The sequence below is a fragment of the Butyrivibrio sp. XPD2006 genome (genome assembly GCF_000420865.1).
Classification (GTDB): Bacteria; Bacillota; Clostridia; order Lachnospirales; family Lachnospiraceae; genus Butyrivibrio.
The window spans coordinates 182,712-207,320 of record NZ_ATVT01000003.1 but is presented as its reverse complement, the minus strand read 5'-3'; the positions used below and the strand labels follow the sequence as shown (position 1 = coordinate 207,320).

The following is a 24,609-nucleotide window of genomic DNA, read 5'->3' as shown; positions in this document are numbered from 1 at the left end:
GCCTGATATATATATCAGCCGTTTATTGTGAACTGTCCGATCAGATTGTTCAAAGACTCTGACTGTTCAGATAGTTCTAATGATACTGCGCTCGACTCCTGAGCTGTAGCTGAATTGTTCTGTACAACGTTGGAGATCATCTCGATGCCCTTGTCGATCTCATCCATGCTCTGAGCCTGCTGCTGTGCAAGTTCTCCTGTCTCAACGATCATATCCGTGATCTCTTCGACGCTGTCTCTCATAGCATCAAGCGCTTCAGTGGTCTCAGCAACTACTGAATTTCCGTTATTGATCTCATCCATGGTGTCCGCAATGAGCTGATGTGTATTCTTGGCTGCTTCGCTACTCTGGTCAGCCAGTTTTCCGATCTGATCTGCAACAACAGCAAATCCTTTTCCTGTCTCACCGGCTCTTGCTGCCTCAATTGAAGCATTGAGTGCAAGGAGTGATGTCTGCTTGGCAATTGCCTCGATGGAATTGGTTACCTGCTCGATCTCTGCAGATGCCTCAGTTATCCTTGTCATAGCATCGGTTACAAGATGCATCTTGCGCGCACTGGTCTCTGCATTATCTCTTACAGATGTAGCCATGGATTTACTTCTCTCGGCCACATCAGCAAGCTGTTTGGTCTGCTCTGTAATGGAATTTACAGATGCTGTAAGCTCTTCTACAGCTGCAGCCTGATCTGTTGCGCCTTCCGCCAGATCAGAAGCTCCCTGGGACATGTTGGTTGCTCCCTGAGATACCTGACTTGAGGAATTCTTAACCTCCAGCAGTGTGCTGGAGAGGTTCTCCGAAATATCTGAAAGGGCATTTCTGATTGCCTCATAGTCTCCGATATAGATTTCTTCATTCCTTGAACCTGATGAGAAATCTCCGCCGGACATTCTTCTCAAAGTTTCATCAATGTCTTTTACAATACTCTCTATAACCGTTGTGGACTCCGCAAGGTCATTTGCCAGCTTGCCGAGTTCATCCTCGGAATCAGTCTCAATGTTAACTTCCAGCTTACCCTTTGCCATATCGTCCGCAGCTGTGGAAATTGCGCCGATAGGTCCCAGGATACTGTTTGTAAGGGCTCCTCTTGCCTTTCTTGAATAAACAAGCGCATAGATAACAACTCCCAGGGAGATGATGGTCATAATGATAACCATTATTATTGAAGTGACATATGCCTTCTGCGCTTGCGCTTTGGCTGACAGACCAATCTCTTTAAAGTCCTTAACGACAACTTTAATAGCTTCATTCACAGTACTTACATAGTATGCATAAATATCTTCCTTGGCAGCTCCGGAATTCATAAGTTCCTTCAAGGTCTCATCTGCATTATCTATGTCCTTGATATGAGCATAGGCGTTGGAAAGATCTCCTTTATAGACCTTGCTCAGCGTATCCAGTCCTGCATTCATCTCGTCAATCTTTTCCTGAGCACCGTCAAGCTGTTCCTGCCTATCATCTGCCTCAACAGCATTCATTGCCCAGAGATAGTACTTTGCCAGAGCCTGAATAGTAATCCTTATCTCTCCCTGTTGAGAATTCTGCTCATAATAAATATTATATATATTTCCAAGATTTATTAGTGAAACCAGGTCAATGATCACAATTACAACAAAGATAACAATAAGGTTATTTCTAAAATTACTAAATACTTTTTTGAACTTATCGGCAACAGAAAGCCTTCTAAAGCTTTCGCCTCCGAACTCACCTGACTTAGCACCGGTCTTAGCCATAATATCCTCCTATCACAAATCGGGGAAAAGAAATTGTTAACAATCTGTACCTTATATTTTAATCGATATTACGTTATTTATGTCTTAATATTGTATAAATATTTATAAAATTTAGGAAAAAACTAAACATTTCAGGCAGCTTTGAAACTTTCGTTTTACTTCTTCGCGTTAATAGGATATATTTATATGTGGTTTGAAACTAAGAAACTTTTTATAAGTAATGAGGAGGCTTTCTATTATGGTAAAAGCTGTTGTAGGTGCCAACTGGGGAGACGAAGGCAAAGGTAAGATTACGGACACCCTTGCGGACAAGGCTGACGTAGTAATACGTTTTCAGGGTGGTGCCAATGCCGGACATACAATTGTAAACGACTATGGTAAGTTCGCACTGCATACTATGCCATCAGGCGTTTTCCACCAGCACATAATGAATATCATCGGTAACGGCGTTGCCTTTGATATCACAAAATTCATGAACGAACTTAATGAGATCACATCCAAGGGTGTTCCGATGCCGCAGATCATGATCTCTGACAGAGTACAGGTAATGATGCCCTATCACGTACTCTTCGATACACTTGAGGAAGCAAGGCTCGCAGGTAAGAGCTTCGGATCAACCAAGTCCGGAATTGCTCCTTTCTACTCAGACAAATTTGCCAAGATCGGATGGCAGATCAACGAGTTCTTCCAGGATGATGATGTGATCAAAGAGAAAATTGCAAGGATCGCCGAGATCAAGGACGTACTGCTTGTTAATCTCTACCACTCAGATCCTATAGATCAGGAAGCTCTTTTCAATCAGATAGTAGAATGGAGAGAGCAGGTAAAAGAGTATGTTGGAAATGTATCTCTTTATCTTGATCAGGCAATCAAAGAGGGCAAGACAATCCTTCTTGAAGGCCAGCTTGGAACAATGAAGGATCCTGACCACGGAATCTATCCTATGGTTACAAGTTCATCACCTCTTGCAGCATACGGTGCGATCGGTGCAGGAATTCCTCCTTATGAGATCAAACAGATCGTAACAGTATCCAAGGCTTATTCATCAGCTGTAGGTGCAGGTGCATTCGTTTCAGAGCTCTTCGGAGATGAAGCTGAAGAACTCAGACGCCGCGGCGGTGACGGTGGTGAGTACGGTGCAACCACAGGCCGTCCCAGAAGAGTCGGCTGGTATGACTGCGTAGCAAGTAAGTACGGCTGCAGACTTCAGGGCACTACAGATGTTGCTTTCACAGTACTTGACGTACTCGGATATCTCGATGAGATTCCAGTATGTGTAGGTTATGATATAGACGGCGAGGTTACAACAGAGTTCCCTGTAACTCATCTTCTTGATAAGGCTAAGCCTGTATTTGAAACTCTTCCCGGATGGAAATGCGACATCAGAGGAATCAAGAAATACGAGGATCTTCCCGAGAACTGCAGAAAGTATATCGAGTTCATCGAGGAGCACATCGGATATCCTATCACAATGGTAAGTAACGGTCCTGCCAGAACGGACATCATCTACAGAGAGAGCAAGCTCTCCAAATAAATAAACAAAAATAAGGGAAGGTACCTTTTAAAGGTCCTTCCCATTTTTTTATCAATATTCAGTTGTTATACCAGGTTTTTATACCGCTCTTACCTTAACGTAAGCAACTGCTTTTTTCTCTTCTCTCTGTACAGTCTTGCGAACCAGTGTTGAACTGTGGACTGCATACTCAGATGGCTCTTCTTCATCCACCATACTTCCGGATCCAAGTAGGTCTAGCGCCTTGAACTTGCCGTATGAAAGGTTCTGCTCCTTTGCCTTAATTGCGTCTGCCATAATAGCGATACTACTCTGGCTAACTTTGTGTCTGCTCTTTGCGGAACGCCTCATATTCAATTCCTCCATCTCAAAAAGAAATATGATTTTAAATGAAATACCCGATGAAATAAAAGAGCCCCTCAACCCTTAACATTTCAAAATAAAATTTCATTTAATGGGTACATTATATCTCAGTACCCCCTCAAAAGATAGAGAATATGGCACACTTTTTCGCGTTAAACCATTAAAAGTTTATAAAGTGCTTTATAAATTTTTTATTATTTCTGGACCTTGATTCTGTCATCACCGGCCAGATACCGCAACAATGCTGCTCTTGCGTGCTCTTTGTCAGTTGCCTCTACGCTGACGGTAAATCTGTAGGTGTGTTTATGAAGACCATCAGTCTGTTTCTTCTGCTCTGCTTCTGCCAGCGACCTGTCCTTGGTGTCCTCACTGGTCATCTCCATGACATCCTCAATGGCAAACTTCCTGAATATATCCCTGTACTTCTCATCATTCGCAAGATACTTGTCAATGAGATACAATGTATTTCCGAGATTCAGATAGTCTCCATGCAGAAATGACTCCATATCAAGGATATCCTGATTGGTGTTGCCTGCATCCTCGCTCCAATGGAGCTCTTTTTCCATCATCTCTTCAGTGTTGGAGCCGGATTTCAGCTGCCAGTCCATGACATACCACTTCCATATCTGTAGTCTCTTTCTGTTGACGTCCTCATCTGAGAGCTCCGACATCTTCTGGCAGGCATGTCTTACACCTCTTGCCACCAGGTCATCCGTAGTATCCGAGACCACATAGGTTCTGCTGGCTGCAACAACGTTCTTGAGTGTATTTTCAGTTGTCAGTTCAAGTTCATCGTCAGATTTCCTTCGAAGAAAGAGTGTATAGTCTCCATTGCGCGCAATAACCACAGGCCTTTCAAGGAGTACACTATCCTTGAACTCCTCAAAAGACTTAAGCACATCTTCATTTTGCACGAAACGAAACAACTTACTCATCTATTCCTCCAGCCGCAGGCATCACTGCTGCCCTAACAGCTCAAGTTTCTTAAAATCTTCTATTCTGCACGGTCTGCCATAGTAGTAGCCCATGAGCTCAGATACCGGGTACTGTCTTGCTATTGCATCCGTCTGCTGATCCTCTATTCCGCTAAAGCACGTTCTGATCCCAAGTCTGTGGGTGAACGCTGTAATAGCTTCTATCATGTACTTAACCGTGAGGTTATCTGCCACAACGCCTGTAAGAGACGGTGCCAGATTCACTATATCCACAGGGAGATGCCTTACCATATCCAGAGCTTCAAATGATGAACAATCTACTCCGATCTTGATTCCGCAGGACTTAATGAATTCGATCTGACTCTTTAAATGCTCCATGGAGAGCTGTCTGCTGCTGGACTGACTCATCTCCAGGCAAAGACCTGTCGCAGGATATCCCGTCTTTCTCAGGATATCAAGAAGAGTTGTTCTGAACTCAGACCTCTCAAGCTGCATGAATGCAAGATTTACACTGACGTAAAAGTCCTTGTTGTTTTTGCGGATCTCCAGCGCATCCATAAGCGCTTTTTCAAGGATCCAGTTGCCCAGTGAATAGAACACCGGGTCCTGTTCAAGCCACGGCACAAACTCTGAAGGTAAAACCTCGCCGTAAGGCTCTTTATGCCACCTTACGAAAACTTCCATTCCAACGAGCTTACCTCCTACAGAAGATACTCTCGGCTGATACTCCAGATGGAAGCCCTCAAATTTATTTATAACGCTGTTTCTTACAGCATCTACAAGCTCAATACTGCTCTTGTTGTTGTCCAGTGCATCATTGTGGAAAATAATGAGATTTCCGTGCTTCTGAGTCTTGGAATAATCAAGGGCATATTTGGCACTTGTGTAGATCGAATGCTCATCAACGTTGCAGTCGGTTGAAACAATAACACCGCCGGCCAGTTCCGCTCCTATCTTCTTGTCATCAACCATGATCGATTCTCTGGCGTAGGTTCTCATACGGCCATAGAATTTCTTTATCTCATCAATGGTCATGGAGTCGGAGATGAAAGCAAGAGTTGTTCCGTCACCTCTGAAAGCACGTCCCATGTTCTTGCCCTCGTCAACAAGCCTCTGAGCCGTTGCTCTGAGGATCGTATTACCCATGGTGTATCCGTATCTTCTGTTGATGCCACCGAAATCAATATAGTTGATCATGAGGATCGAGTACTCTTTGAGCTGAGTCTTAAGCTGCCTCATGTAGTTGAGCATCTCATACTGATTTGGTAAAAGAGTTATCGGGTCATTGTTGTCCACAATACCCTTATTTATGATAGAGCAGGCATAAAAGACGGGCCTTCCCGCATAGTCTTTTATCACCACGCCCCTTGCTGAACAGATCACATACTCGCCGTTTTTATTCCGGGCTCTGTACTCATAGTTGGGATCAACCTTCTGCCCGGCAAATGCAGCGTTTATGTACTCCTTATATTTGTCGATATCATCGGGATGGATGCGAATCTCCCATACCGAACTTGCGTTATAGATATACTCCCCTGTTAAACCGAAATAATCAACAGCATTTGCAGACCACCTGGAAACGTTCTTTTCCATGTCATATACATAGACATAGCGGCTTCTTGAAGTAACCGCAAAGGTGTCAAAGATTCTGTTGATAGTATCGAAATTTCCTCCCGCCATTATCTTTCACTCCGCCTTATTATCTTGATGATCCGGCCTGTTCAGTCCCCGCTTCCTGACCGGCCTTTTTTTGTGCCTTGAACAGCCTCTTGTTGTGATACATTGCGTCATCGGCCTTCTTAACAACGTCCTCGAACTTGCTTCCGTCCTCAGGACAGCGTGCAAATCCGGCACTTATGGACACCTTAAGGATAACGCCGTTATTGAGTGTTACATCCCTGGCCACATTCTGACGCATTCTGGCAATAACACCTTCATAGAACTGCGCGTCATGAGTTCCGTGGATTACAACAACAAACTCATCACCACCGATTCTGAATGCCTTGTCCTTCTCCCTGATACTGTTCTGAAGTCTCTTGGCTACGATGTTGAGCAGAGTATCTCCTGCCTCATGTCCGTATGTGTCATTGACCTGTTTAAAGTCATTCAGGTCCATAAATATAAGGCCATATGGAAGTTTCTTTTTGCTGAGTTCTTCCATGTGTTCCTGATAACTTCTGTTGTTGTTGATATTGGTCAGAGCATCTCTGTAAGAGAGCACCTCCAATTCCTTGGAATACGCCTTGACAGATACGAACGCTCCTGCTGCCAAAGCTGCCAGAATACTGATCAAAACAGCAATAAGCATTGATCCGGTTATCTCATAGAGATTCATCCAGCTGGCTTTCGGAGAAATAAGAAGCGTCCAGGCTCCGCCACCGACAGTGTTTATCATTGCCGATACGGGAGACGACAGCTCTTTTTCCGAATTCTCCATGATCATGCGGTTCTCACCGGTGATAGAGTTGTCGCCGATCAGCTTATAATCGTAGCCTCCATCAACAAGGGCTCTGATATTTACTTCGGATAAAAAGTTTGAAAGATTGAGCTCCACAGAAGCAAATCCCCAGAAATTCGATTCGGAAACTTCCCCCATATAAATAGGTCTTCTGAGAATAATGCCGTAGCTTCCGTCCTCTAAGGTTACAGGCGCCATGATAATACCAAGTCCTGACATCTTGCTGTAATCTGCATAGATTCCGCCGGCGCCGTCAGCAAAAAGATCTGTTCTCTCAGCCTTACCGTTGTCCAGGGGATACTTGTAGCTCACTATACCACCGGGTGCAAGCGTGATATCAACGATATCCAAATAATCGTTGAACACCTCATCTGCGGTAATAGCAAAGCTCTCAGGAGTAATGCCGTCCTTGCTGCCGGATACCTCGATCTCAAACATTCTGGTTATATAATCTCTTCGCTGTATCTCGGCTTCGATCCTGTCAGCAACGGACTGCGCAATAAACTCAGCCCTTTCCCTTCTGCTTCCGGCTGCACTTGTAACGTATAAGACTGCAATTACAGTAGTTATGACCAGTGCTGCAACAAAGGTAAAAAGACCTGCTGTGATGCTCTTCTTCATTTTCGCCCCTCAAAAATAAGAAAAATATTTTCAGAAATTAATCTAAAAATACGCCCATACTTTATTAATTTTATCATATTTTATATTATTATGGTATGCCAAGGCCAAATCCGTGGTACAATTCAGTAATCCAAAACACTTGAGGGGATAGAATATATGGCAGATTCAAAAGTAGTAACAAGAGGCAGAGTCATCATCAGAACAAGCATAATTGGCATTGTGGTAAACATTCTCCTTGCCGGTTTCAAAATGGTTGTCGGTATGATATCAGGCTCTATCGCAATTGTGCTTGATGCAGTCAACAACTTAAGCGATGCGCTCTCATCAGTCATCACGATAATCGGAACAGCTCTCGCAGGCAAGGCTCCTGACAAAAAGCACCCTTACGGATACGGAAGGATTGAATACTTGAGCGCCATGATAATCTCCATCATCGTGCTCTACGCCGGCATCACCTCTTTGGTGGAATCATGCAAATCCATTTTGCACCCGGAACCGGCTCAGTATGGAACTGTAACTCTTATCATCGTTGCTGTCGCAGTTGTAGTTAAGCTCTTGCTTGGTCAGTTCTTTATAAATACCGGCAAAAAGGTATCCTCAGAGTCTTTGGTTGCATCCGGTACCGACGCTAAATTTGATTCGATAATATCCGCCGCTACACTTGTGGCTGCCTTTATCTTTATTTTCTCGGGTCTCTCAGTGGAGGCATACCTCGGAGCAATAATCGCCATCATTATGATAAAGTCAGCTCTGGAGATGCTAAGGGACACTATAAGCGAGATTCTGGGCGAGCGTATAGATTCAGCGGTATCTACTGCCGTCAAGAAGACAATCGTTGACGTAGACGGTGTTCAGGGCGCCTATGACCTGATATTCAGCGACTACGGCCCTGATCGTGTAATGGCTTCAGTCCATATTGAAATTCCCGACACCTTTACCGCTGACAAGATTGATGAAATCACAAGAGAAATACAGGACAGAGTTTACATGGAACACAACGTGTCCATAATCTCCATCGGTATCTATTCCGTAAACACCAAAGATGAGAAAATCACAGAGGTCAGAAACAACGTAAGAAAGATCGTATCTTCCTTCGACAACGTTCTTCAGATGCACGGATTCTTTGTTGATTTCGAAAAAAAGAACATCCGCTTTGATCTGGTAATTGATTTCGTACCAAACAAAACGGATGTGTTTAACAACGCTGTCAAAGCTGTAAAAGAAGCTTATCCTGATTTTGAAGTTTATGCCAACATGGATGTCAGCTACAGCGATTAAATCATTTCAAAAAGGTACAGTCTTGTGTCACCGGTTCTCATGATCCTGGTACCCTGACTGTATCCGGTTCCGCCAAAAGATGCATTCAGCGACAGGCCGCGGCTTTTTAGCGCTGCACCTGTTGCTGTGTCCTTCTGCTCTTCCCCGTTGAAATTTGTGAACTTGTCAATAAGGTGATGGATGATTCCATCCTGCTTGACGTGAACGGGAGCCATAGTATTAACAAGGCTTCCAAAATCCATTACGCTCAGCGGTACAACTCTGTTTGTGACACTGTATACCGCAGAATCATCAAGGCCAAGGGTCTTAATGCATCTGTAGTCACAATTTGGAGCCATATTTCTCTCAACCGCAAACGCAATCGCTTTCTTTTTATCTCCTGACACGATCATGTATCCGTCATCAGGAAGTCTGTAATATTCTCCGTATTGGAAAAGACCTCTCCACTTCTTATAGAACTCCACCTGATCAGAAATAGCCTTCTTGTCGGCTTCATTCATATCACAGAGGTTTAACTCGTAACCAAAACAGCCGGCTGCTGCAATCTCAAATCTGGTCTCAAGAGTTGCATTTCCGAGAGTCTGATGATTCGGACATGCCGAGACATGCGCACCAACCGTACTTGCAGGATATCCGTAGCTGTAGCCTCTCTGAATATCCAGTCTGCAGAAGGCATCGGTATCATCGCTTCCCCATATCTGAGGGAAATAGCACAAAATACCGAGATCAAACCTGTTACCGCCTGCAGAACAGCCCTCAAAGAGTATTTCAGGAAAGCTCTCTGTCAGTTCCTTCATGATCCTGTAAAGTCCCAGATAGTATCTGTGCTGGAACTCTCCCTGCTTATCAGCAGAAAGCGCCGTTGAGAAGCGGTCAGAGAATATTCTGTTCATGTCCCACTTGACATAAGATATCTTTCCTGCAGAAAAAACCTTTTTCATGGAATCTATGACAAAGTCCTGAACCTCTGTCCTTGTAAGATCCAGATTCATCTGAGATCTTCCCTTGGAATGAGGATGTCCCGGTACCTGCACTGCCCAGTCGGGATGCTCTTTGTATAGCTCAGAGTTCTCACTTATCATCTCGGGCTCAACCCAGATGCCAAAAAGCATTCCAAGGTTATTTACCTTTTCTGCCAGCTCTTTAATCCCGCCCGGAAGCTTTTTCTTGTTCTCATACCAGTCGCCGAGTGATCTGTGGTCATCATTTCTCTCTCCAAACCATCCGTCATCCATTACAAACAGTTCAATGCCGCATTTGGACGCTTCTCTTGCAAGGTTTAAAAGAGATCCCTGATTGAAATTAAAGTAATTGGCTTCCCAGCTGTTGATGAGGATAGGACGCTCTCTGTCACGCCACTGTCCTCTCACAATATGCTTTTTAACAAACCTGTGCATCTTTCTGCTCATGCCGTTAAATCCACGGTTTGAATATGTCATCACTGCCTCGGGAGTCTCAAACTTATCCCCTTTTGAGAGCACCCAGGAAAATCCGGCAGGCTGAAGGCCCGAAACAAACCTGCTTATACTGCAGCCGTTGGATGAAAGAGCTTCATAGTGATTGCCGCTGTAGATCAGATTAAAGCCATAGCAGTCACCGTTATTTTCATCAGTTTCGGTATTACTTACCATAACAAAAGGATTAGATCTTGAACCGGATTCACCAGCTGCAAGCTCCTCAGAGACAATCTTGCCCGCTTTGCAAACAGACTCTGACTTGCCCATCTCATAGGCCCATCTGCCATGGAAAGATGTAAACTTAAGTCCGGTCTCATAGAAATCAACAGAGGAACTGAGGATCCTGTCTATCCTTACATCTCCCTCGCCATCATTGACAAGAACCACACTCCTGGTGATAGCATCGCAGTCCGGAAATACTGTATAGATCAGATCAAGTCTCGTTCCGTATCCTTTGTCTGCAAGTTTAATGATCAGCTGTTCTGCACTGTCAGTATCATCGTAAGAAGATGGAAGGGTCTCAAGAGCTCTTTTTCCCTTTCTGACTTCGTAGTCCTCAAAAAGAAAATCAACAGTATTGTTGCCGTCAGGATAGGTGAGCTCAACCATGGGCTCTCTGATATCTCCCTTGCCAAACGACGAGAACTCCAGCCCCATCATTTCAAGACAGAAATTCGGATGTTCATCGTCATAGTAGGTCATATTACCACCGCCGTTGTAGTGCTTGGGGGCCATGGCAGCCACCATTTTCTCAAGGAGCTCTTTATCAGCGGATTCTAAGTCTATTTCGGTCCTGAGCCTGTCGTAGGTCTCAGCGGAATAAATTGAGCCGCCGTAATGAATATGCTCAAGATGTCCCGTTTCAGTCTTTCGAAACAGATAGGATGTGTTCAAGGTTTGCAAAAGAAAAATCTTTCCATCTGCGTAGATCATTATTACCCCTCCAAAAGATGCTTCAGACGCGCAGTCCGTTGATTATGATATCAATCATGCTGTTAAGGGACTCCTCGTATGTAACGTGAGTCTTGGCCAGTTCCTTGGTACTTAAAAACTTCTCAATGGCACCCTCAATAGTCAGCTTGATTACAGGAATCGGAACCTTTTTGATAAGTCCCTTGTCCATAGCCTCGGCCAGGAGTTTCTCGGTCTCATCCCAGTCAGTCTCGATCTTACCCGCTATCCTGTTATAAACTACCGGGAACTTATCCCTGAGCTGGTAAACCTGTCTGAAATCGATATTTCTGTAGTTGTCAGGAAGACATACTATCACCTTGGCAATCTTATCAACAAGGTCAAGAGAATCATCTGCAATGATCTCAGCTTCCTTCTGTTTGATGGCTGCAAAGCCGTAATCAACCGTAGCGTAAAAGAGCTCGTCCTTGTCGTTAAATTCCTTGTAAATAGTCTTTTTACTGATGTGAAGCAGCTTTGAAATGTCATCCATTGTGAACTTCATGCCCTTTTCATTGAACAGTACCACAACGGCGTCCATAATACTTTTTCTGGTTGGATTCATGTAACACCTCCTGTTTTATTCCCCATAGTTATCACTTTAAAACAGCCTTCAGATATTCCCATACATTTGCTGTTGATTTAACCGACAGCCTCTCTTTGGGTGAGTGAATATCGTCCATGCCGGGTCCTATTGAAATACAGTCAAGGCCCTCAATCTTATCGCTCAGGATTCCGCACTCAAGTCCTGCGTGGATGGCTTCTATTCTGGGCTCTGTGCCATACATATCTTTGTAAACAGCCACCATATGATCTCTGAGCTCCGATGACTGTCTGAACTTCCATCCCGGATAATTGCCGTTTACCTCAACTCCGGCACCAAACATCGTCGCTATGGTCTTAACCTTCCTGATAAGGAAATCCTTGGAAGATTCAATACTGCTTCTTACAGACTGTTCTACAGTGATCACTCCATCTTTTGTCGCAACAATTCCGAGATTCAATGATGTTTCTACAAGTCCCTCCACTGCTGAACTCATAGCCTGTACACCGTCAGGCATGGTGCATATCATGGTAAGTAACTTCATTGTATCAGCTGCGGTGATTGCCTTGTCAAAAGAGCTTGTGCCGTCACTTACGGTAATCTTAAGTCCCGGATCCTTAACCTCAAGCTCGCCCTTAACAGCTGCCTCTGTAGCGGATACACTCTCCTTAAATGCATCAAGATCGCGGTTTCCGATAACAATCTGAGCTACTGCGGATGAAGGAATTGCATTGTCTGCACTTCCTCCGTCAAAGCTGATAAGGTTGAGATTCACCTTGTCACCGGCTTCCGCAAGAGTTCTTGCAAGAATAATATTCGCGTTTCCTCTTCCGCACTTTATCATCTCACCGGAATGTCCGCCCAGCAGGCCTTCAACCTTGACGCTAAGTACCTTGGCTCCGGTGTAGGTCACATCTCTTGTAACGGGAACCTTGGAATAAACGCGGGCTCCGCCTGCGCAGCTGGTGATGAACTGTCCCTCTACCTCGTTGTCGATGTTGATCATCTTCCTGCCTTTAAGACCGGAGAGATCGATTGCTGCAGCACCCTCCATACCTGTTTCTTCATTGGTTGTAATAACAACTTCAAGAGGAGGATGAGGAATGGTCTTGGAATCAAGAAGTGCAAGGCAGTAAGCAACAGCTATGCCATCGTCCCCTCCAAGGCTGGTACCCTCAGCCCAGACGTACTCTCCGTCTGTTTTAACTCTGAGACCTTCTGTTTTCATATCGATATCTGCATTGTCATCCTTAACAGCAACCATATCCATGTGTCCCTGCAGGATAACAGGCTCTTTATCCTCATATCCTTCGCTTCCCGGAGCCTTGATGATAACGTTGAGCTCCTTATCCTGAATGACCTCAAGGTTTCTCTCTTTTGCAAAAGAAACAAGATAGTCGCTTATCTGCTGAAGATTATATGAGCCGTGCGGAATGCTGCACAGCTTTTCAAAAAAAGTAAAAACTTCCTGTGGCTGTAAATTCTCAAGTGCCATAATAATGCCTCCATTCTGCAATTTTTCAAATAAAAAAGGAATCTGAATTTTGTTCTTCAGACTCCTTAATTTTACTATCAAAAAACTATTTATTCAATATAAGTTTCCGATATTATTATGCGATCTTCTCTTTTGCAAGCTCTGCAAGTGTCTTGAATCCATCAGGATCGTTAACTGCAAGCTCTGCAAGCATCTTTCTGTTGATGTCAACACCTGCAAGCTTGAGGCCGTGCATCATGTTGCTGTATGAAAGGCCGTTGATTCTTGCTGCAGCATTGATACGTGTGATCCAAAGAGATCTCATATCTCTCTTCTTCTGCTTACGTCCAGCGAATGCTGAAGTAAGAGCTCTCATTACAGACTGCTTAGCAACTCTGTACTGCTTTGATCTTGCTCCTCTATAGCCCTTTGCGAGCTTAAGTACTCTATTGTGCTTCTTCTTGGCATTTAATGCGCCTTTAACTCTTGCCATCTTTAAATCCTCCTATAAATGATCAAAAATATACCTGACTTTAGATTCTTCCAACTGATTAAGCGTAAGGAAGGATCTGCTTCATTGTCTTAACATTAGTAGCGTCAACAAGTCCGGCATGTCTAAGATTTCTCTTTCTCTTTGTGGACTTCTTTGTTAAGATGTGGCGCTTATACGCTTTGTTTCTCATGAGCTTTCCTGTGCCTGTAACCTTGAATCTCTTGGCAGCTGCTCTCTTTGTTTTCATCTTCAGCATTGCTATTTCCTCCTATACTTTACGCTTTTTATGATATACGGATTTCTCTGTATTGACCTATATCATATTTATCTTTAACCAATAATGGCTAATGATCAGTTTTTCTTCTCGGCAAGGAACATGGTCATTGAACGTCCCTCAACCTTGGGCTGTTTCTCAACAACAGCAACATCGGCAAGTGCCTCTGCAAAATCTGTGAGAATGTGAACGCTGGCTCCCATATGTGCCATCTCACGTCCGCGGAAACGAAGTGTGATCTTAACTCTGTTTCCTTTCTCAAGGAATTTCTTGGCAGCGTTTACCTTAGTATTAAGATCGTTGGTATCAATGTTGGGAGAAAGTCTGATCTCCTTGATCTCAACAGTCTTCTGTTTCTTACGAGCTTCCTTCTCTTTACGAAGCTGCTCATACTTGAACTTACCATAGTCAACTACTCTGCAAACAGGTGGCTTAGCAGTTGGAGCTATCATGACAAGGTCAACACCCTCGTCTTCTGCGATCTTCCTGGCATCCTGAATTGACATAACACCAAGCTGATCTCCCTCAATACCGATTACACGGACCTCTTTAGCTCTGATCTGTTCGTTAATAAATAACTCGCTAATGGCTTTACCCTCCAAAATGAATAAAAAAAATGGATACATTCGCAAATGTATCCACTAAAATCAATCACAGAATCCTCGCGCTATAGCTTGGATTTGAAAAGATATTAACCGCTACTGGCTGTGCCGCAGGGTGAGAGTGGATACTCTGCTTTGTTTTCAAACACTGATATAATTTAACACAATGGCGAACTCATGTCAACACTTTTTTCTTTTTTTCGATTACATTCCGCTGATCTTCCCTTTACAGCCGGAGCAGAAACGCCCTTTGATACAAGAAAATGACTGCTTATCAAAGCAGCCATTTTCCAACTTAGTGTTTCTTTTTATTATAGGGATTATCGGGATATTTTTTGCTTACGCTTCTTTTCTTTTAGCAAATACTGCTGCAAGTGTGCCGGCTGCTGCAAGGATAAGTGCTACTGATGTTGCCATGTTCGATGTATCCTCTGTTGCGCCTCTTCTTGCTCCGAGTACTGCTGCGCCACTGCCGGCCTGCCTTGTTGCTCCGAGAACCTGAGCCTCAGGCTGTGCGGGAGTCTGTGCCAATGCAACGGGCGTTTCTTCTATAACTACAGGTGTTGGATCAGGTGTAGGAGTAGGTGTCGGTGCTGGTGTAGGTGTTGGTGTTGGATCCGGTGTTGGTGTAGGTGTTGGTGTAGGTGTTGGATCCGGTGTTGGTGTAGGTGTTGGATCCGGTGTTGTGCTGTCGGAAGGAATAGAACCATTTCCAGTTACTTCTGCAGTAAATACATCGGATACCTTTGTGTAGCTGATGCCTGCATTGAGGGTCTTAACTACCCCAAGGACAATATTTTCTATAAAGCTCCATGCAGTGCTCTGATAAAAATTATCTGTAGCTCCGCCATCAAGGAGAACTTTAACGTTGAAATCCAAAGGTGTTTCATCTTCAAGCTTTAAGTTGGCAAATAATGAATTTCCTGTCTGCTCTTCACCATCTGCAACGTAACTGGTCTGCCATGCTCTTTCATTAAAGTTATCTGCCCACGCCTTTGCTACATCTGTGTAAGGTTCTTCAGTATCAAGAACAGAATTGTAATACTCAAGTATCTGATCAAGAGTCATATTCTTTGCGTTATCGTATCTATCCCAGTAGCTAGGCCAAAAATATCTGGCAGCCTCGGTTGTTTTAAGGTCTAATAATCTTCCGTTGAGATAGCGGATATCATTTGGAATGTAGTAAGTTTTGCCATTTTCTTCGGATACCACTGTTCCCCATTCCTCTTTGAATTTGGATGTTGCGCAATATCTGTATGGTCCGTCGGTTCCTGTATTATACTCTGTTGTTTCATAGACATCTCCGGACTCATTTACGATACTTACGCTGTATCCTGTTCCGTCTCCGGGCTCCGGATCTCCCCACATATCTCTGACAAATGCATCTTCAGCAAGCCATGACAGGTCAATAGTAATGCTCTCAACGCCGCCTGTAATAACTACTGAGTAACTGTCATCTCCTTTATACTTAACATAATAACCCTCGTAATAGTAGATACCCTCTTCATCAGAGCTCTCTGTTACAGTACCATCTTCATTTTGATGATATCCGTCAAAATCAACCTGCTTTGCTGTAACGCCCTGCTCTGATGTAACTACCTCAATATTCTTTATATCTTCCTGAGTAGCCAGCTCTGTTACATATTCTTCGAGCTTCTCCTGGGATTCAAAGGACTTCTCTTCAGTTACTTCCTCTTCCTTCTCCTCAACCTTAGTAGTAATTTCATAGGTGTATGTTCCATTCTGACTTTCAACGTCGCTTTTTATCTCTTCCTGCTCAGTTGTCTTCTCATCTACAACTTCCTGTAAGCTTTCCTCTGATGTCATTCCTGTTACACTAAGATCATACTCAACAGTCTTGGATCCGTCAGAATTATCTGTTATAACAAGGCCATCCCCTGTCTCAGTTATAACCTCTGCAGGCGCTTCCTCTTCTGCAGGTACTGTCTCTTCTGCTGCAGGTGCTGGGGTCTCTTCTGCTGCAGGTGTTGACGCTTCTGCTGCAGGTGCTGCTTCTGCTGCGGGTGCTGCGGCCTCTTCTGCAGGTGCGCCTTCGCCGTCATCTGCATAAGCTGTTACCTTAACTCCTGCTACAGAGGTAGTTACCATTGCCATCGCCAGAACTGTTACAATGAATCTCTTTTTCATTTTCGTTATCCTTTCCCTGTTTTTTCCCTTGTTTTTATTTTCTATAGGTTATAGGATAACCATGTAGCAATCATACCACCCATCATAAAAAACAAATATTTTGTAATTTTATGGTTGGTTTATTATTATTTATAATCTGTTTATATTTTAAACCTGAGTGCACTACTGGGGCAGGCCTTAACGCACTCGCCGCATCTGATGCACTCTGCACTGTTGGGGTTCTTCATTGGATCAACATTCATCTTGCAGATTCGGGCACAGGTTCCGCAATTCACACACGCGTCTTTGTTAAAAGACATCTTAAGGAGGCTCACCTTCTGGAACAGGGAATAGAATGCTCCCAAGGGACATACATATTTGCAGAAGGGTCTGTAAATAAAGACAGATGCAAGGATGCAGCCAACGAGTATGGCTACCTTCCACCTAAAGAGCGCTCCTATCGCCGTTTTAAGTGAACTGTCCAAAAGGACCAGAGGAACTCCTGCTTCCAAAGTCCCGACAGGGCATATATACTTGCAAAAGAACGGATCTCCCGTCCCAAGTTCTGACCTGTAAAAAAAGGGCAGTCCAAAGACAAACACCAAAAGAAATACATACTTAAGGTATCTGAGAACTTTGTCTGCCTTCTGTGGTATCTTTATTTTAGGGGTTGGGATCATATAAAGAAGTTCTTCAATAAGGCCAAAAAGACACAGCCATCCGCAGATAAATCTTCCCACCAAAAGACCTATCGCAGCAAGATAGCCAACTACATAAAAGGCGAATTTTCTTTTCCTGGCGTCGAAGATGGACTGCATGGCTCCGATTGGGCATGCTCCAAGCGCCCCCGGACACGAGTAGCAGTTCATCCCCGGAACGCAGAAATTCTTGAGCGGTCCCTTATAGATAGACGCTGTAAGAAAGCCCTTGAAATGGGCATTCGAAAGGATTCCCCATCCAGCCTGAACACCTTTTCTTATTATTCTGTGTTTCTTTAAGCCACTGTCAGCCAATTCCGATACACTCCATGCAAATATTGGTTGCCTTTTTAGCTACGGTTTTCACTTCGCCTCTGCTGATCCCGAAAATGCAGGAAGCTATGGCAATCAAAAGAAGGATCAGCGTAACATAGATCGGTACAGTCTTTTTCATAACAACCTCTTCTTATTCTGCGGAAAGGTATCTGTTAATAACATCCTCCCATTCCACGCTGGTCTTGCTCCCCACTTCGGGAGAGCCAAGAACATTACCCTCTGAGTCAAGGAAATATGTTGTCGGAACGTACTGAAGTCCGATATCCACCATGAGCTGCGCAGGAGCTACGAGAATTGGATATGTGATTCCTGTATCCTCTATGATAGCTCTCGCATCATCAATAGTGCTCTCATCATAATTTCCTTCCAGATCAGCCACATCAGTGGTAAGTCCCACAATCTCAAAGCCCTTATCCTTGTATCTTCTTTCAATTTCGCCAAGAGCCGGCATCTCCGAAAGACAAGGTCCACAGAATGTCCCCCAGAAATTGATCATGGTCACCTTGTTGTCTTTGATATAATCGGCCAGAGCAACGTCGTTAAGTTCCAGGTCCTTGACGGTATAGCCTGCTATAACATCCTCCGAAGAAATAATCTCCGTGGTTTGGGCAGTAGCTTGAGCCTCAGTCTTTTGAGTGGTCGCTGTCTGCTGATCCGCAGAAGGCTGATTGCTCTTGCCACAGCCTGCCAGCATGCTGATTGAAAGTGTCGCTATAAGAAACATTGCAGCTGTCTTCTTCATAAGTATTACCTCCATGTTCCGAGCCCGGTATCATCGTACTAACTAGACACTTTAAGTATAACATCCAATCCGATAATAAGTACAAGCATGTCTGATTCGATTCTTTAGTCTTAGCCTTCTAAGCCTGGAAGCATCCTGATCACTTTCTCTCAACCTTATAAGCCTTGCCGTCTACCACGATTGCATCGACTCCCGGAACAGAACTAAAAAGTGTCTCGTCAACATAGTTGAACTTCTCAGGTGTCTCCCCCCTTTGGAGCATCTCGATGAGAGCCCTGACTCTTGGTCCGTGGAGAGGGTTGCACTCCGCGATACAGGAAATCTTGCCCTGGTTTGCATACTCGAGGGCTGTCTCGTTGACACCGTCGAAGGATACCACCATGATCTCACCATATTTGATGTTTGAACCCACTTTTCGTCCTGCGCTCTCTATGGCGTCGATGGCTCCTATGGCCATGTTATCGTTCTCACAGTAGACAACGTTGATATTATCAAACCTTTTAAGAAGAGCGCCCATGACCTCTCTTCCTCTGTTCTCGGTAAAGTCTCCGCTCACCTCCGCCATAAGGTCCCATCCGTTGTCCCTGGCAGCATTTGCAAGGCCTCTTGTCCTTCCGATCTGGGCTGTCGAACCGATATTGCCCTGAATGTTTACTATGTGAAGGTCCTCGGGCGCAATACCTGCGCTTTCGGTGTATGCCTTGATCCAGGCCGCCATCTTTTTTCCCTCAAGCTCAAAGTCAGAACCGACCCAGCATGAGTAGAGATTCTTATCCGCCGTGTTTACTCTTCTGTCAACGAGGATCACAGGAATGTCTGCCTCTCTGGCTTCACTCAGAACAGTTTCCCATCCGTCCTCAGTAGAAGGTGCCAGTACTATATAGTCCACCTCCTGCTGAATAAACATCCTGATGGCTGTGATCTGATTGGCCTGTTTCTGCTGGCCGTTCTTGTAGATCAGATTGTAACCGTCTTCTTCCTTGAAGGCCTCAAGCATAGAGTCTGTGTTGGCACTTCTCCAATCTGATTCCGCCCCCAACTGAGAGAAGCCGACGGTAATGGCATCGTCGGCTTTTTGGGTTTCTATTATTTCTTCCGCACTTTCGGAAGGAACGCCACTCCCGCAACCTGCCAGAACAGCCGGCAGCAGGAGCAGCAAAGGTATCAATTTTAAAAATCTTTTCATGTTTCCTTATTTATCCTCAGGCCTTGATAGCTTTCTTTTTCTGAGCCATAACTACGCTCTGGATAAGAAGGAAGATGCAGAGCATTGCAGCAATGGTGATACCTGTCCACCATGCTTCATCAAGTCCTGCTGATGCAACAATGTTCTGGATGGTACTAAGGGAAAGCACTCCGAAGAATGTTCCGATAATATTACCAACACCACCGGTAAGCAGTGTACCACCGATGATTGATGAAGCAATAGCGTTCATCTCCATACCCATTGCATGGCTTGCAGATCCGGATCCTACATGAAGGAAATATACATATCCTCCGATACCGGCAAGTGTTGAGCAGATAAGGTGTGACAGGAACTTGGTCCTTCTTACGTTTATACCCATCATCAGCGCACTCTGCTTGTTGCCGCCCACTGCATAAAAGCTTCTTCCAAGCTTGGTCCATTTGAGCACTACAAACAATAATATCACAATAAGAAGAGCTACAATAACACCAATTTCAATATATGCCGGAACATATATACCCTTCTTGTTGTATGAACCAAGGAAAGGCACATTCACACGAGTGTCCTTAAGCGCCATAAACGCCTGATTCTCAACGTTGAAAGGTGCTGTGTTTACTATGGTTGTCATACCTCTTGCAAAGAACATTCCCGCAAGAGAAACTATGAACGGCTGGATATCAAGAACAGCAACCAAAAAACCCTGAACCAGTCCGTAAAGTACACCGATACCAACAGCTATAAGTACCGAAACCAGAAGGCTCGGAGAATTTGTTTTGTCCAGATATACTGCACAGCACATTGAAACAAGAGCTACAACTCCACCAACGGAAATATCGATTCCGCCCGAGATCATTACTATACTCATTCCGCATGCAGTGATGATAAGAGCAGCGTTGGCGTTTAAGATGTTAAAGAACATCTGAGGCTTGGAAAATCCGCCTCCCTGGAACAGTACCGCTCCGATATACATCAGGAAAAAGATCACAATGGTAATGGTCAGCAGGAGGTTAGTGTCATTCATCTTATTGAAGATGCTTTCTTTTTTCTTGTCTTTCATTTAAGCCGCCTCCTTTCTGACAGGATTCAGCTTCTTTACAAACATCTCCATATACTCTCTTGCCTTAGGAGCAGAGAATACAACAAGGATGATAACAACTACCGCCTTATAAGCTGCAAGTGCATCCGAAGGCACATTGAACTTATAAAGTGTTGTTGTAAGGAACTGGATTACATATGCTCCAAGGATTGAAGCCCAGATGTTGAACTTACCGCCTGAAAGAGCATTTCCTCCAAGGGCTACGGCAAGAATTGCATCCATCTCAATGTCTTTTGCAATAACCGAATAGTTGATGGTTGAAAGACGGCTAACCTTGATCAGAGCTGCAACTGCCACGCAAAGTCCCAGGATAACAAATGAAAGGAACTTGATAAATGTGGGGTTGATACCGTTAAGTCTTGATGAACTCTCGTTGATACCTACTGCCTGAGTGTAAAGTCCCAGGTTGGTAAACTTAAGCACAATTGCAATGATGATGATACATATTGCTGCGATGAAAACTGTTGTCGGGATCGGTATTCCCGGAATGAATCCGCCAAAGTACGCAAACTTAGGATCCGGAACGATAGGAAGCTCGTTGTTGTTTATCCAGGCTGCGATCGATCTTCCTGCGGTAAACAGGATAAGAGTTGCGATCATGGGCTGGATCTTAAATATGGAAACCAGCATTCCGTTGAAGGCACCACAGAGCATTCCGACTATACATGCTACAAGGAAAGCTACAATGATAGGAGCCTGAATTGTTTCAGGTCTTGAGTTTCCGCCGCAAAGAACTCTCAGCATTGCTGATCCCGCGATTGCGATTGTTGCTCCAACGGAAATATCCTGTCCGCCGGATGCTGCAGTTACCAGTGTCATACCGATTGCGAGAATTGCAAGCTCTGAGCCGTAGTCCAGAATAGTGATAAGCGCACCGGACTTAACTATATAGCCTGCGTTGTTTGTTACGTCTTTTATCTCAAAAAATGATGGATCATTTACCAGGTTTACTACCGCAAGAAGTACAAGTGCAAGAAGCGGTATAAACAGCTGGTGGGACGCTATTGTTTTTATCACGCCCAAAACATTTCCTTTATTCTTGGTCATACCTTACTCCCCTCCTGCGATAGTAGCCATGATCTTATTCTGTGTAAGATCATCACCGGAGAGCTCTCCGACTACTTTTCTATCGCGCATTACTACAAGTCTTGAGCATGTACGAAGCATCTCATCAGTCTCGGATGAAATGAAGGTAACGCTCATACCTTCCGATGCAAGTTCAAGCACCAGCTTCTGAATTGCAACCTTGGTACCTACATCAATACCTCTTGTAGGCTCGTCAAGGATCAGATATTCGGGATGCATAAGAAGCCATCTTGCAAGAATAACCTTCTGCTGATTACCTCCGGAAAGTGCCTTGATCGGCTTATCAGCCGAAGCTGTCTTGATATTGAGCTTATCTATGTATTCATCGGCAAAGGCCTTGGCCTGAGCTTTTGTAAAGGGCTTAAAGAAGCCTTTCATAACCTGAAGCGCAAGGATGATGTTATCTCTTACGGACAGATCCCCGATGATTCCGTCGATCTTTCTGTCCTCAGGAAGATAGGCAATTCCGTTCTTCATGGCATCGATCGGCTTATTGATCTTAACCTCTTTGCCGTGAACCTTTACCTTGCCTCCAAGGATCCTGTCAGCTCCAAAGATTGCCCTTACGCACTCGCTTCGTCCGGAACCAAGCAGTCCCGTAAAGCCGTTGACTTCACCCTTCTTGATATGAAAATCAAAAGGTTTTATGCCTGCGTCAGATTGAAGCCCTTCAGCTTCGAACACGATCTCTCCAGCGTCATTTCCTTTGTATTCATCTGATTCTCCTTTTATGTCTGAAAGATCATCCATTTCCTTACCAAGCATCTTGGCAACAAGCTGTACTCTTGGAAGATCTTTGATCTCATATTCACCGACCAGCTGTCCGTCGCGAAGAACAGTGATCTTATCGCACACTTCGTATACCTGATCAAGGAAGTGTGTTACAAAGATGATGCCAACTCCCATCTCCTTGAGGTCTCTCATAAGGCCAAAGAGCTTTTCAACCTCCTGCTCATCAAGAGAGGATGTAGGCTCATCCAGAATAAGAACTTTACAGTCCATATCTACTGCTCTTGCAATGGCCACCATCTGCTGTACGGCTATGGAACAGTTTGACAGCTGCTGAGTTGCCCTGGCCGGAATATCCAGCGACTGAAGAAGCTTGTCTGCATCGGCATTTATCTGCTTCCAGTTTGTGAGTACTCCCTGACCTCTTCCGATAAACATATTCTCTGCAACAGTAAGATTGGGACAAAGAGTTATTTCCTGATAAACGGTACTTATTCCAAGGTTCTGAGCATCCTGCGGTGAGTGGATAGCTACCTCTCCCGCACCTTCAAGCTCAATTGTTCCCGCATCCTTGGGATAAACACCTGTAAGTACTTTTATAAGCGTTGATTTTCCTGCGCCGTTTTCCCCCATCAGCGCATGTATCTCTCCCTTGTTCAAGGTAAAATCTACCTTCTGAAGCGCACGGACGCCGGGGAATGATTTATCAATGCCACGCATTTTTAGTAATGTGGTTTCATTCATGGGCTGCTCCTCATTTCTTTAAAAAAGACGCAGCAGACAATGCCGCTGCGCCTCTCATAACTGATTTATTAGATTCCGTAGTTGTCTACGTCGTCCTGAGTAATTGTTGAAGCGTCGAAGCCCTTCTCGTCCATGATGATGGTCTTCTGTGAAAGTGTCTCGCCTGCCTCAAGCTTCTTGATGATATCGTCGATGTAGCTTGACTGGAAAGGATTGCACTGTCCGTCATAGTTCCAGTTCTGTGCAAGGAGCTCTTCAAGTGCCCACTTGTTGCAGTCAAATCCCATAACTACTACGTCTTTGCCAACGCCGTGTGAAATACCTGCTGCGTCAAGAGCTGCAACAGCACCCTTAGCCATATCGTCGTTCTCTGCATAGATTACGTTGAAAGGTGTGCCTGCGTCGATAACTGACTGAACGATCTGCTGAGCCTTCTCTGCGTTCCACTCAGCTGTCTGCTGCTTAACGATGTTCCAGTTAGACTCTGCTGCTACCTTAGTATCAAGAGCGCCTGATCTTCCCTGCTGAGCAGCTGATCCCATAACACCCTGAATGTGGATTACGTTGTACTCTGAAAGGTTCTGGCCAGCGAGCCAGTCAACAGCTGTCTGTCCTTCTTTTGCCATATCGGAAACGATTGAAGCCTCATAGAGTGAAGGATCTGCATCGATTGTACGGTCAAAAAGGATAACCTTTACGCCTGCTGCCTGTGCATCCTTAAGAACTGAATCCCAGCCTGCTGTATCAGCAGCTGAAAGAAGAAGATAATCAACATCGTCCTGAATAAAGTTCTGAGCGTACTGGATCTGCTCATCATTCTTTAAGCTGTAAGCAAAAGATGCTTCGTAGCCGTTAGCCTCTGTAAATTTAGCCTTGAGGTCAGCGTCGTTAGCTGTACGATAACCTGACTCGTTAGGGTCGTTGTTAATGATACCAACCTTAATCTTTCCGCCTGATGCTGCAGGTGCTGAACCTGTAGATGCAGGTGCTGAGCTTCCGCATGCAACAAGACCGAGTGTCATTGCAGATGCCATAAGAAGTGCCAATACTTTCTTCATCATAATTTTTCCTCCTAGAATGGATGTTTACTGTAAGGACCATTCCTTACTAAATACAATTCTAGAGAAAAAGCCGTAAAATCTCCATTAAATAAACAAAGAGAAAAAGTTGAA

At 44.5% G+C, this 24,609-nt stretch carries 22 protein-coding genes; 2 read left to right on the top strand and 20 right to left on the bottom strand.

The window, feature by feature from the left end; all coding sequences use genetic code 11:
• Positions 1-14 precede the first annotated feature (14 nt).
• Entirely contained in the window at positions 15-1,730 is a 1,716-nt protein-coding gene (locus G590_RS0104715; RefSeq protein WP_022764521.1) for a methyl-accepting chemotaxis protein, read from the bottom strand.
• A gap of 238 nt (positions 1,731-1,968) precedes the next feature.
• Between G590_RS0104715 and G590_RS0104710 the strand changes: the two genes are divergently transcribed.
• On the top strand, positions 1,969-3,264 hold the full coding sequence (locus G590_RS0104710; RefSeq protein ID WP_022764520.1) for an adenylosuccinate synthase: 1,296 nt from the start codon (positions 1,969-1,971) through the stop codon (positions 3,262-3,264).
• Positions 3,265-3,342: 78 nt separating this feature from the next.
• Here G590_RS0104710 and G590_RS0104705 read toward each other — a convergent pair whose 3' ends face one another.
• The 4 genes from G590_RS0104705 to G590_RS0104690 form a co-directional block, all read right to left on the bottom strand.
• Positions 3,343-3,594, bottom strand: a complete 252-nt coding sequence (locus G590_RS0104705; protein ID WP_022764519.1) for a hypothetical protein — start codon at positions 3,592-3,594, stop codon at positions 3,343-3,345.
• 206 nt (positions 3,595-3,800) lie between these two features.
• Positions 3,801-4,541, bottom strand: a complete 741-nt coding sequence (locus tag G590_RS0104700) for a hypothetical protein (RefSeq protein ID WP_022764518.1) — start codon at positions 4,539-4,541, stop codon at positions 3,801-3,803.
• A gap of 21 nt (positions 4,542-4,562) precedes the next feature.
• Positions 4,563-6,221, bottom strand: a complete 1,659-nt coding sequence (locus G590_RS0104695) for a sensor domain-containing phosphodiesterase (RefSeq protein WP_022764517.1) — start codon at positions 6,219-6,221, stop codon at positions 4,563-4,565.
• Positions 6,222-6,240: 19 nt separating this feature from the next.
• Positions 6,241-7,620 (bottom strand): diguanylate cyclase domain-containing protein, encoded by a 1,380-nt coding sequence (locus tag G590_RS0104690; protein WP_022764516.1) that lies wholly within the window; start codon positions 7,618-7,620, stop codon positions 6,241-6,243.
• A gap of 156 nt (positions 7,621-7,776) precedes the next feature.
• Here G590_RS0104690 and G590_RS0104685 point away from each other — a divergent pair, with 156 nt between their 5' ends.
• The gene (locus G590_RS0104685; RefSeq protein WP_022764515.1) at positions 7,777-8,898 is read left to right on the top strand and encodes a cation diffusion facilitator family transporter; all 1,122 of its coding nucleotides are present in this window, start codon (positions 7,777-7,779) and stop codon (positions 8,896-8,898) included.
• Here the strand turns inward: G590_RS0104685 and G590_RS18415 are convergent.
• From G590_RS18415 to G590_RS0104610, 15 genes are all read right to left on the bottom strand, one after another.
• Complete coding sequence (locus G590_RS18415) at positions 8,895-11,288, bottom strand: alpha-galactosidase (RefSeq protein WP_022764514.1); 2,394 nt, start codon at positions 11,286-11,288, stop codon at positions 8,895-8,897. The two genes, G590_RS0104685 and G590_RS18415, sit on opposite strands and share 4 nt — an antisense overlap.
• Positions 11,289-11,310: 22 nt before the next feature.
• The gene (locus G590_RS0104675; RefSeq protein WP_022764513.1) at positions 11,311-11,871 is read right to left on the bottom strand and encodes a TetR/AcrR family transcriptional regulator; all 561 of its coding nucleotides are present in this window, start codon (positions 11,869-11,871) and stop codon (positions 11,311-11,313) included.
• Between the two features lie 31 nt (positions 11,872-11,902).
• On the bottom strand, positions 11,903-13,345 hold the full coding sequence (locus G590_RS0104670) for an aminoacyl-histidine dipeptidase (RefSeq protein WP_022764512.1): 1,443 nt from the start codon (positions 13,343-13,345) through the stop codon (positions 11,903-11,905).
• A 115-nt stretch (positions 13,346-13,460) separates the two neighbouring features.
• Entirely contained in the window at positions 13,461-13,817 is a 357-nt protein-coding gene (rplT, locus tag G590_RS0104665; protein WP_013280184.1) for a 50S ribosomal protein L20, read from the bottom strand.
• Positions 13,818-13,875: 58 nt separating this feature from the next.
• Positions 13,876-14,073 (bottom strand): 50S ribosomal protein L35, encoded by a 198-nt coding sequence (gene rpmI / locus G590_RS0104660; RefSeq protein WP_022764511.1) that lies wholly within the window; start codon positions 14,071-14,073, stop codon positions 13,876-13,878.
• A 95-nt stretch (positions 14,074-14,168) separates the two neighbouring features.
• Complete coding sequence (gene infC, locus G590_RS0104655; protein WP_051142115.1) at positions 14,169-14,717, bottom strand: translation initiation factor IF-3; 549 nt, start codon at positions 14,715-14,717, stop codon at positions 14,169-14,171.
• Between the two features lie 315 nt (positions 14,718-15,032).
• The gene (locus tag G590_RS21505; RefSeq protein ID WP_022764509.1) at positions 15,033-16,841 is read right to left on the bottom strand and encodes a hypothetical protein; all 1,809 of its coding nucleotides are present in this window, start codon (positions 16,839-16,841) and stop codon (positions 15,033-15,035) included.
• A gap of 140 nt (positions 16,842-16,981) precedes the next feature.
• Positions 16,982-17,833, bottom strand: a complete 852-nt coding sequence (locus G590_RS0104645; protein ID WP_022764508.1) for a 4Fe-4S binding protein — start codon at positions 17,831-17,833, stop codon at positions 16,982-16,984.
• Complete coding sequence (locus tag G590_RS21500) at positions 17,826-17,972, bottom strand: CD1871A family CXXC motif-containing protein (protein WP_022764507.1); 147 nt, start codon at positions 17,970-17,972, stop codon at positions 17,826-17,828. Before G590_RS21500 ends, G590_RS0104645 begins: the two co-directional genes overlap by 8 nt.
• A gap of 12 nt (positions 17,973-17,984) precedes the next feature.
• Positions 17,985-18,596 (bottom strand): TlpA disulfide reductase family protein, encoded by a 612-nt coding sequence (locus G590_RS18410; RefSeq protein ID WP_022764506.1) that lies wholly within the window; start codon positions 18,594-18,596, stop codon positions 17,985-17,987.
• A 139-nt stretch (positions 18,597-18,735) separates the two neighbouring features.
• Positions 18,736-19,782: an ABC transporter substrate-binding protein gene (locus tag G590_RS0104630; protein WP_022764505.1), complete on the bottom strand. Its 1,047-nt coding sequence runs from the start codon at positions 19,780-19,782 to the stop codon at positions 18,736-18,738.
• Positions 19,783-19,798: 16 nt separating this feature from the next.
• On the bottom strand, positions 19,799-20,839 hold the full coding sequence (locus G590_RS0104625) for an ABC transporter permease subunit (protein ID WP_022764504.1): 1,041 nt from the start codon (positions 20,837-20,839) through the stop codon (positions 19,799-19,801).
• Positions 20,840-21,925 carry an ABC transporter permease gene (locus G590_RS0104620; RefSeq protein ID WP_022764503.1) on the bottom strand — a complete coding sequence of 362 codons (1,086 nt, stop codon included), beginning with the start codon at positions 21,923-21,925 and terminating at the stop codon, positions 20,840-20,842.
• A 3-nt stretch (positions 21,926-21,928) separates the two neighbouring features.
• Positions 21,929-23,437 carry a sugar ABC transporter ATP-binding protein gene (locus G590_RS0104615; protein ID WP_022764502.1) on the bottom strand — a complete coding sequence of 503 codons (1,509 nt, stop codon included), beginning with the start codon at positions 23,435-23,437 and terminating at the stop codon, positions 21,929-21,931.
• Positions 23,438-23,505: 68 nt separating this feature from the next.
• Positions 23,506-24,498 carry an ABC transporter substrate-binding protein gene (locus G590_RS0104610; protein ID WP_022764501.1) on the bottom strand — a complete coding sequence of 331 codons (993 nt, stop codon included), beginning with the start codon at positions 24,496-24,498 and terminating at the stop codon, positions 23,506-23,508.
• Positions 24,499-24,609: the final 111 nt, after the last annotated feature.

Bases quoted from the DNA above. Each gene is read 5' to 3' on its own strand.
- G590_RS0104715 (WP_022764521.1), bottom strand. From the start codon at position 1,730: ATGGCTAAGACCGGTGCTAAGTCAGGTGAGTTCGGAGGCGAAAGCTTT.
- G590_RS0104710 (WP_022764520.1), top strand. From the start codon at position 1,969: ATGGTAAAAGCTGTTGTAGGTGCCAACTGGGGAGACGAAGGCAAAGGT.
- G590_RS0104705 (WP_022764519.1), bottom strand. From the start codon at position 3,594: ATGAGGCGTTCCGCAAAGAGCAGACACAAAGTTAGCCAGAGTAGTATC.
- G590_RS0104700 (WP_022764518.1), bottom strand. From the start codon at position 4,541: ATGAGTAAGTTGTTTCGTTTCGTGCAAAATGAAGATGTGCTTAAGTCT.
- G590_RS0104695 (WP_022764517.1), bottom strand. From the start codon at position 6,221: ATGGCGGGAGGAAATTTCGATACTATCAACAGAATCTTTGACACCTTT.
- G590_RS0104690 (WP_022764516.1), bottom strand. From the start codon at position 7,620: ATGAAGAAGAGCATCACAGCAGGTCTTTTTACCTTTGTTGCAGCACTG.
- G590_RS0104685 (WP_022764515.1), top strand. From the start codon at position 7,777: ATGGCAGATTCAAAAGTAGTAACAAGAGGCAGAGTCATCATCAGAACA.
- G590_RS18415 (WP_022764514.1), bottom strand. From the start codon at position 11,288: ATGATCTACGCAGATGGAAAGATTTTTCTTTTGCAAACCTTGAACACA.
- G590_RS0104675 (WP_022764513.1), bottom strand. From the start codon at position 11,871: ATGAATCCAACCAGAAAAAGTATTATGGACGCCGTTGTGGTACTGTTC.
- G590_RS0104670 (WP_022764512.1), bottom strand. From the start codon at position 13,345: ATGGCACTTGAGAATTTACAGCCACAGGAAGTTTTTACTTTTTTTGAA.
- rplT (WP_013280184.1), bottom strand. From the start codon at position 13,817: ATGGCAAGAGTTAAAGGCGCATTAAATGCCAAGAAGAAGCACAATAGA.
- rpmI (WP_022764511.1), bottom strand. From the start codon at position 14,073: ATGCTGAAGATGAAAACAAAGAGAGCAGCTGCCAAGAGATTCAAGGTT.
- infC (WP_051142115.1), bottom strand. From the start codon at position 14,717: ATGTATCCATTTTTTTTATTCATTTTGGAGGGTAAAGCCATTAGCGAG.
- G590_RS21505 (WP_022764509.1), bottom strand. From the start codon at position 16,841: ATGAAAAAGAGATTCATTGTAACAGTTCTGGCGATGGCAATGGTAACT.
- G590_RS21500 (WP_022764507.1), bottom strand. From the start codon at position 17,972: ATGAAAAAGACTGTACCGATCTATGTTACGCTGATCCTTCTTTTGATT.
- G590_RS18410 (WP_022764506.1), bottom strand. From the start codon at position 18,596: ATGAAGAAGACAGCTGCAATGTTTCTTATAGCGACACTTTCAATCAGC.
- G590_RS0104630 (WP_022764505.1), bottom strand. From the start codon at position 19,782: ATGAAAAGATTTTTAAAATTGATACCTTTGCTGCTCCTGCTGCCGGCT.
- G590_RS0104625 (WP_022764504.1), bottom strand. From the start codon at position 20,839: ATGAAAGACAAGAAAAAAGAAAGCATCTTCAATAAGATGAATGACACT.
- G590_RS0104620 (WP_022764503.1), bottom strand. From the start codon at position 21,925: ATGACCAAGAATAAAGGAAATGTTTTGGGCGTGATAAAAACAATAGCG.
- G590_RS0104615 (WP_022764502.1), bottom strand. From the start codon at position 23,437: ATGAATGAAACCACATTACTAAAAATGCGTGGCATTGATAAATCATTC.
- G590_RS0104610 (WP_022764501.1), bottom strand. From the start codon at position 24,498: ATGATGAAGAAAGTATTGGCACTTCTTATGGCATCTGCAATGACACTC.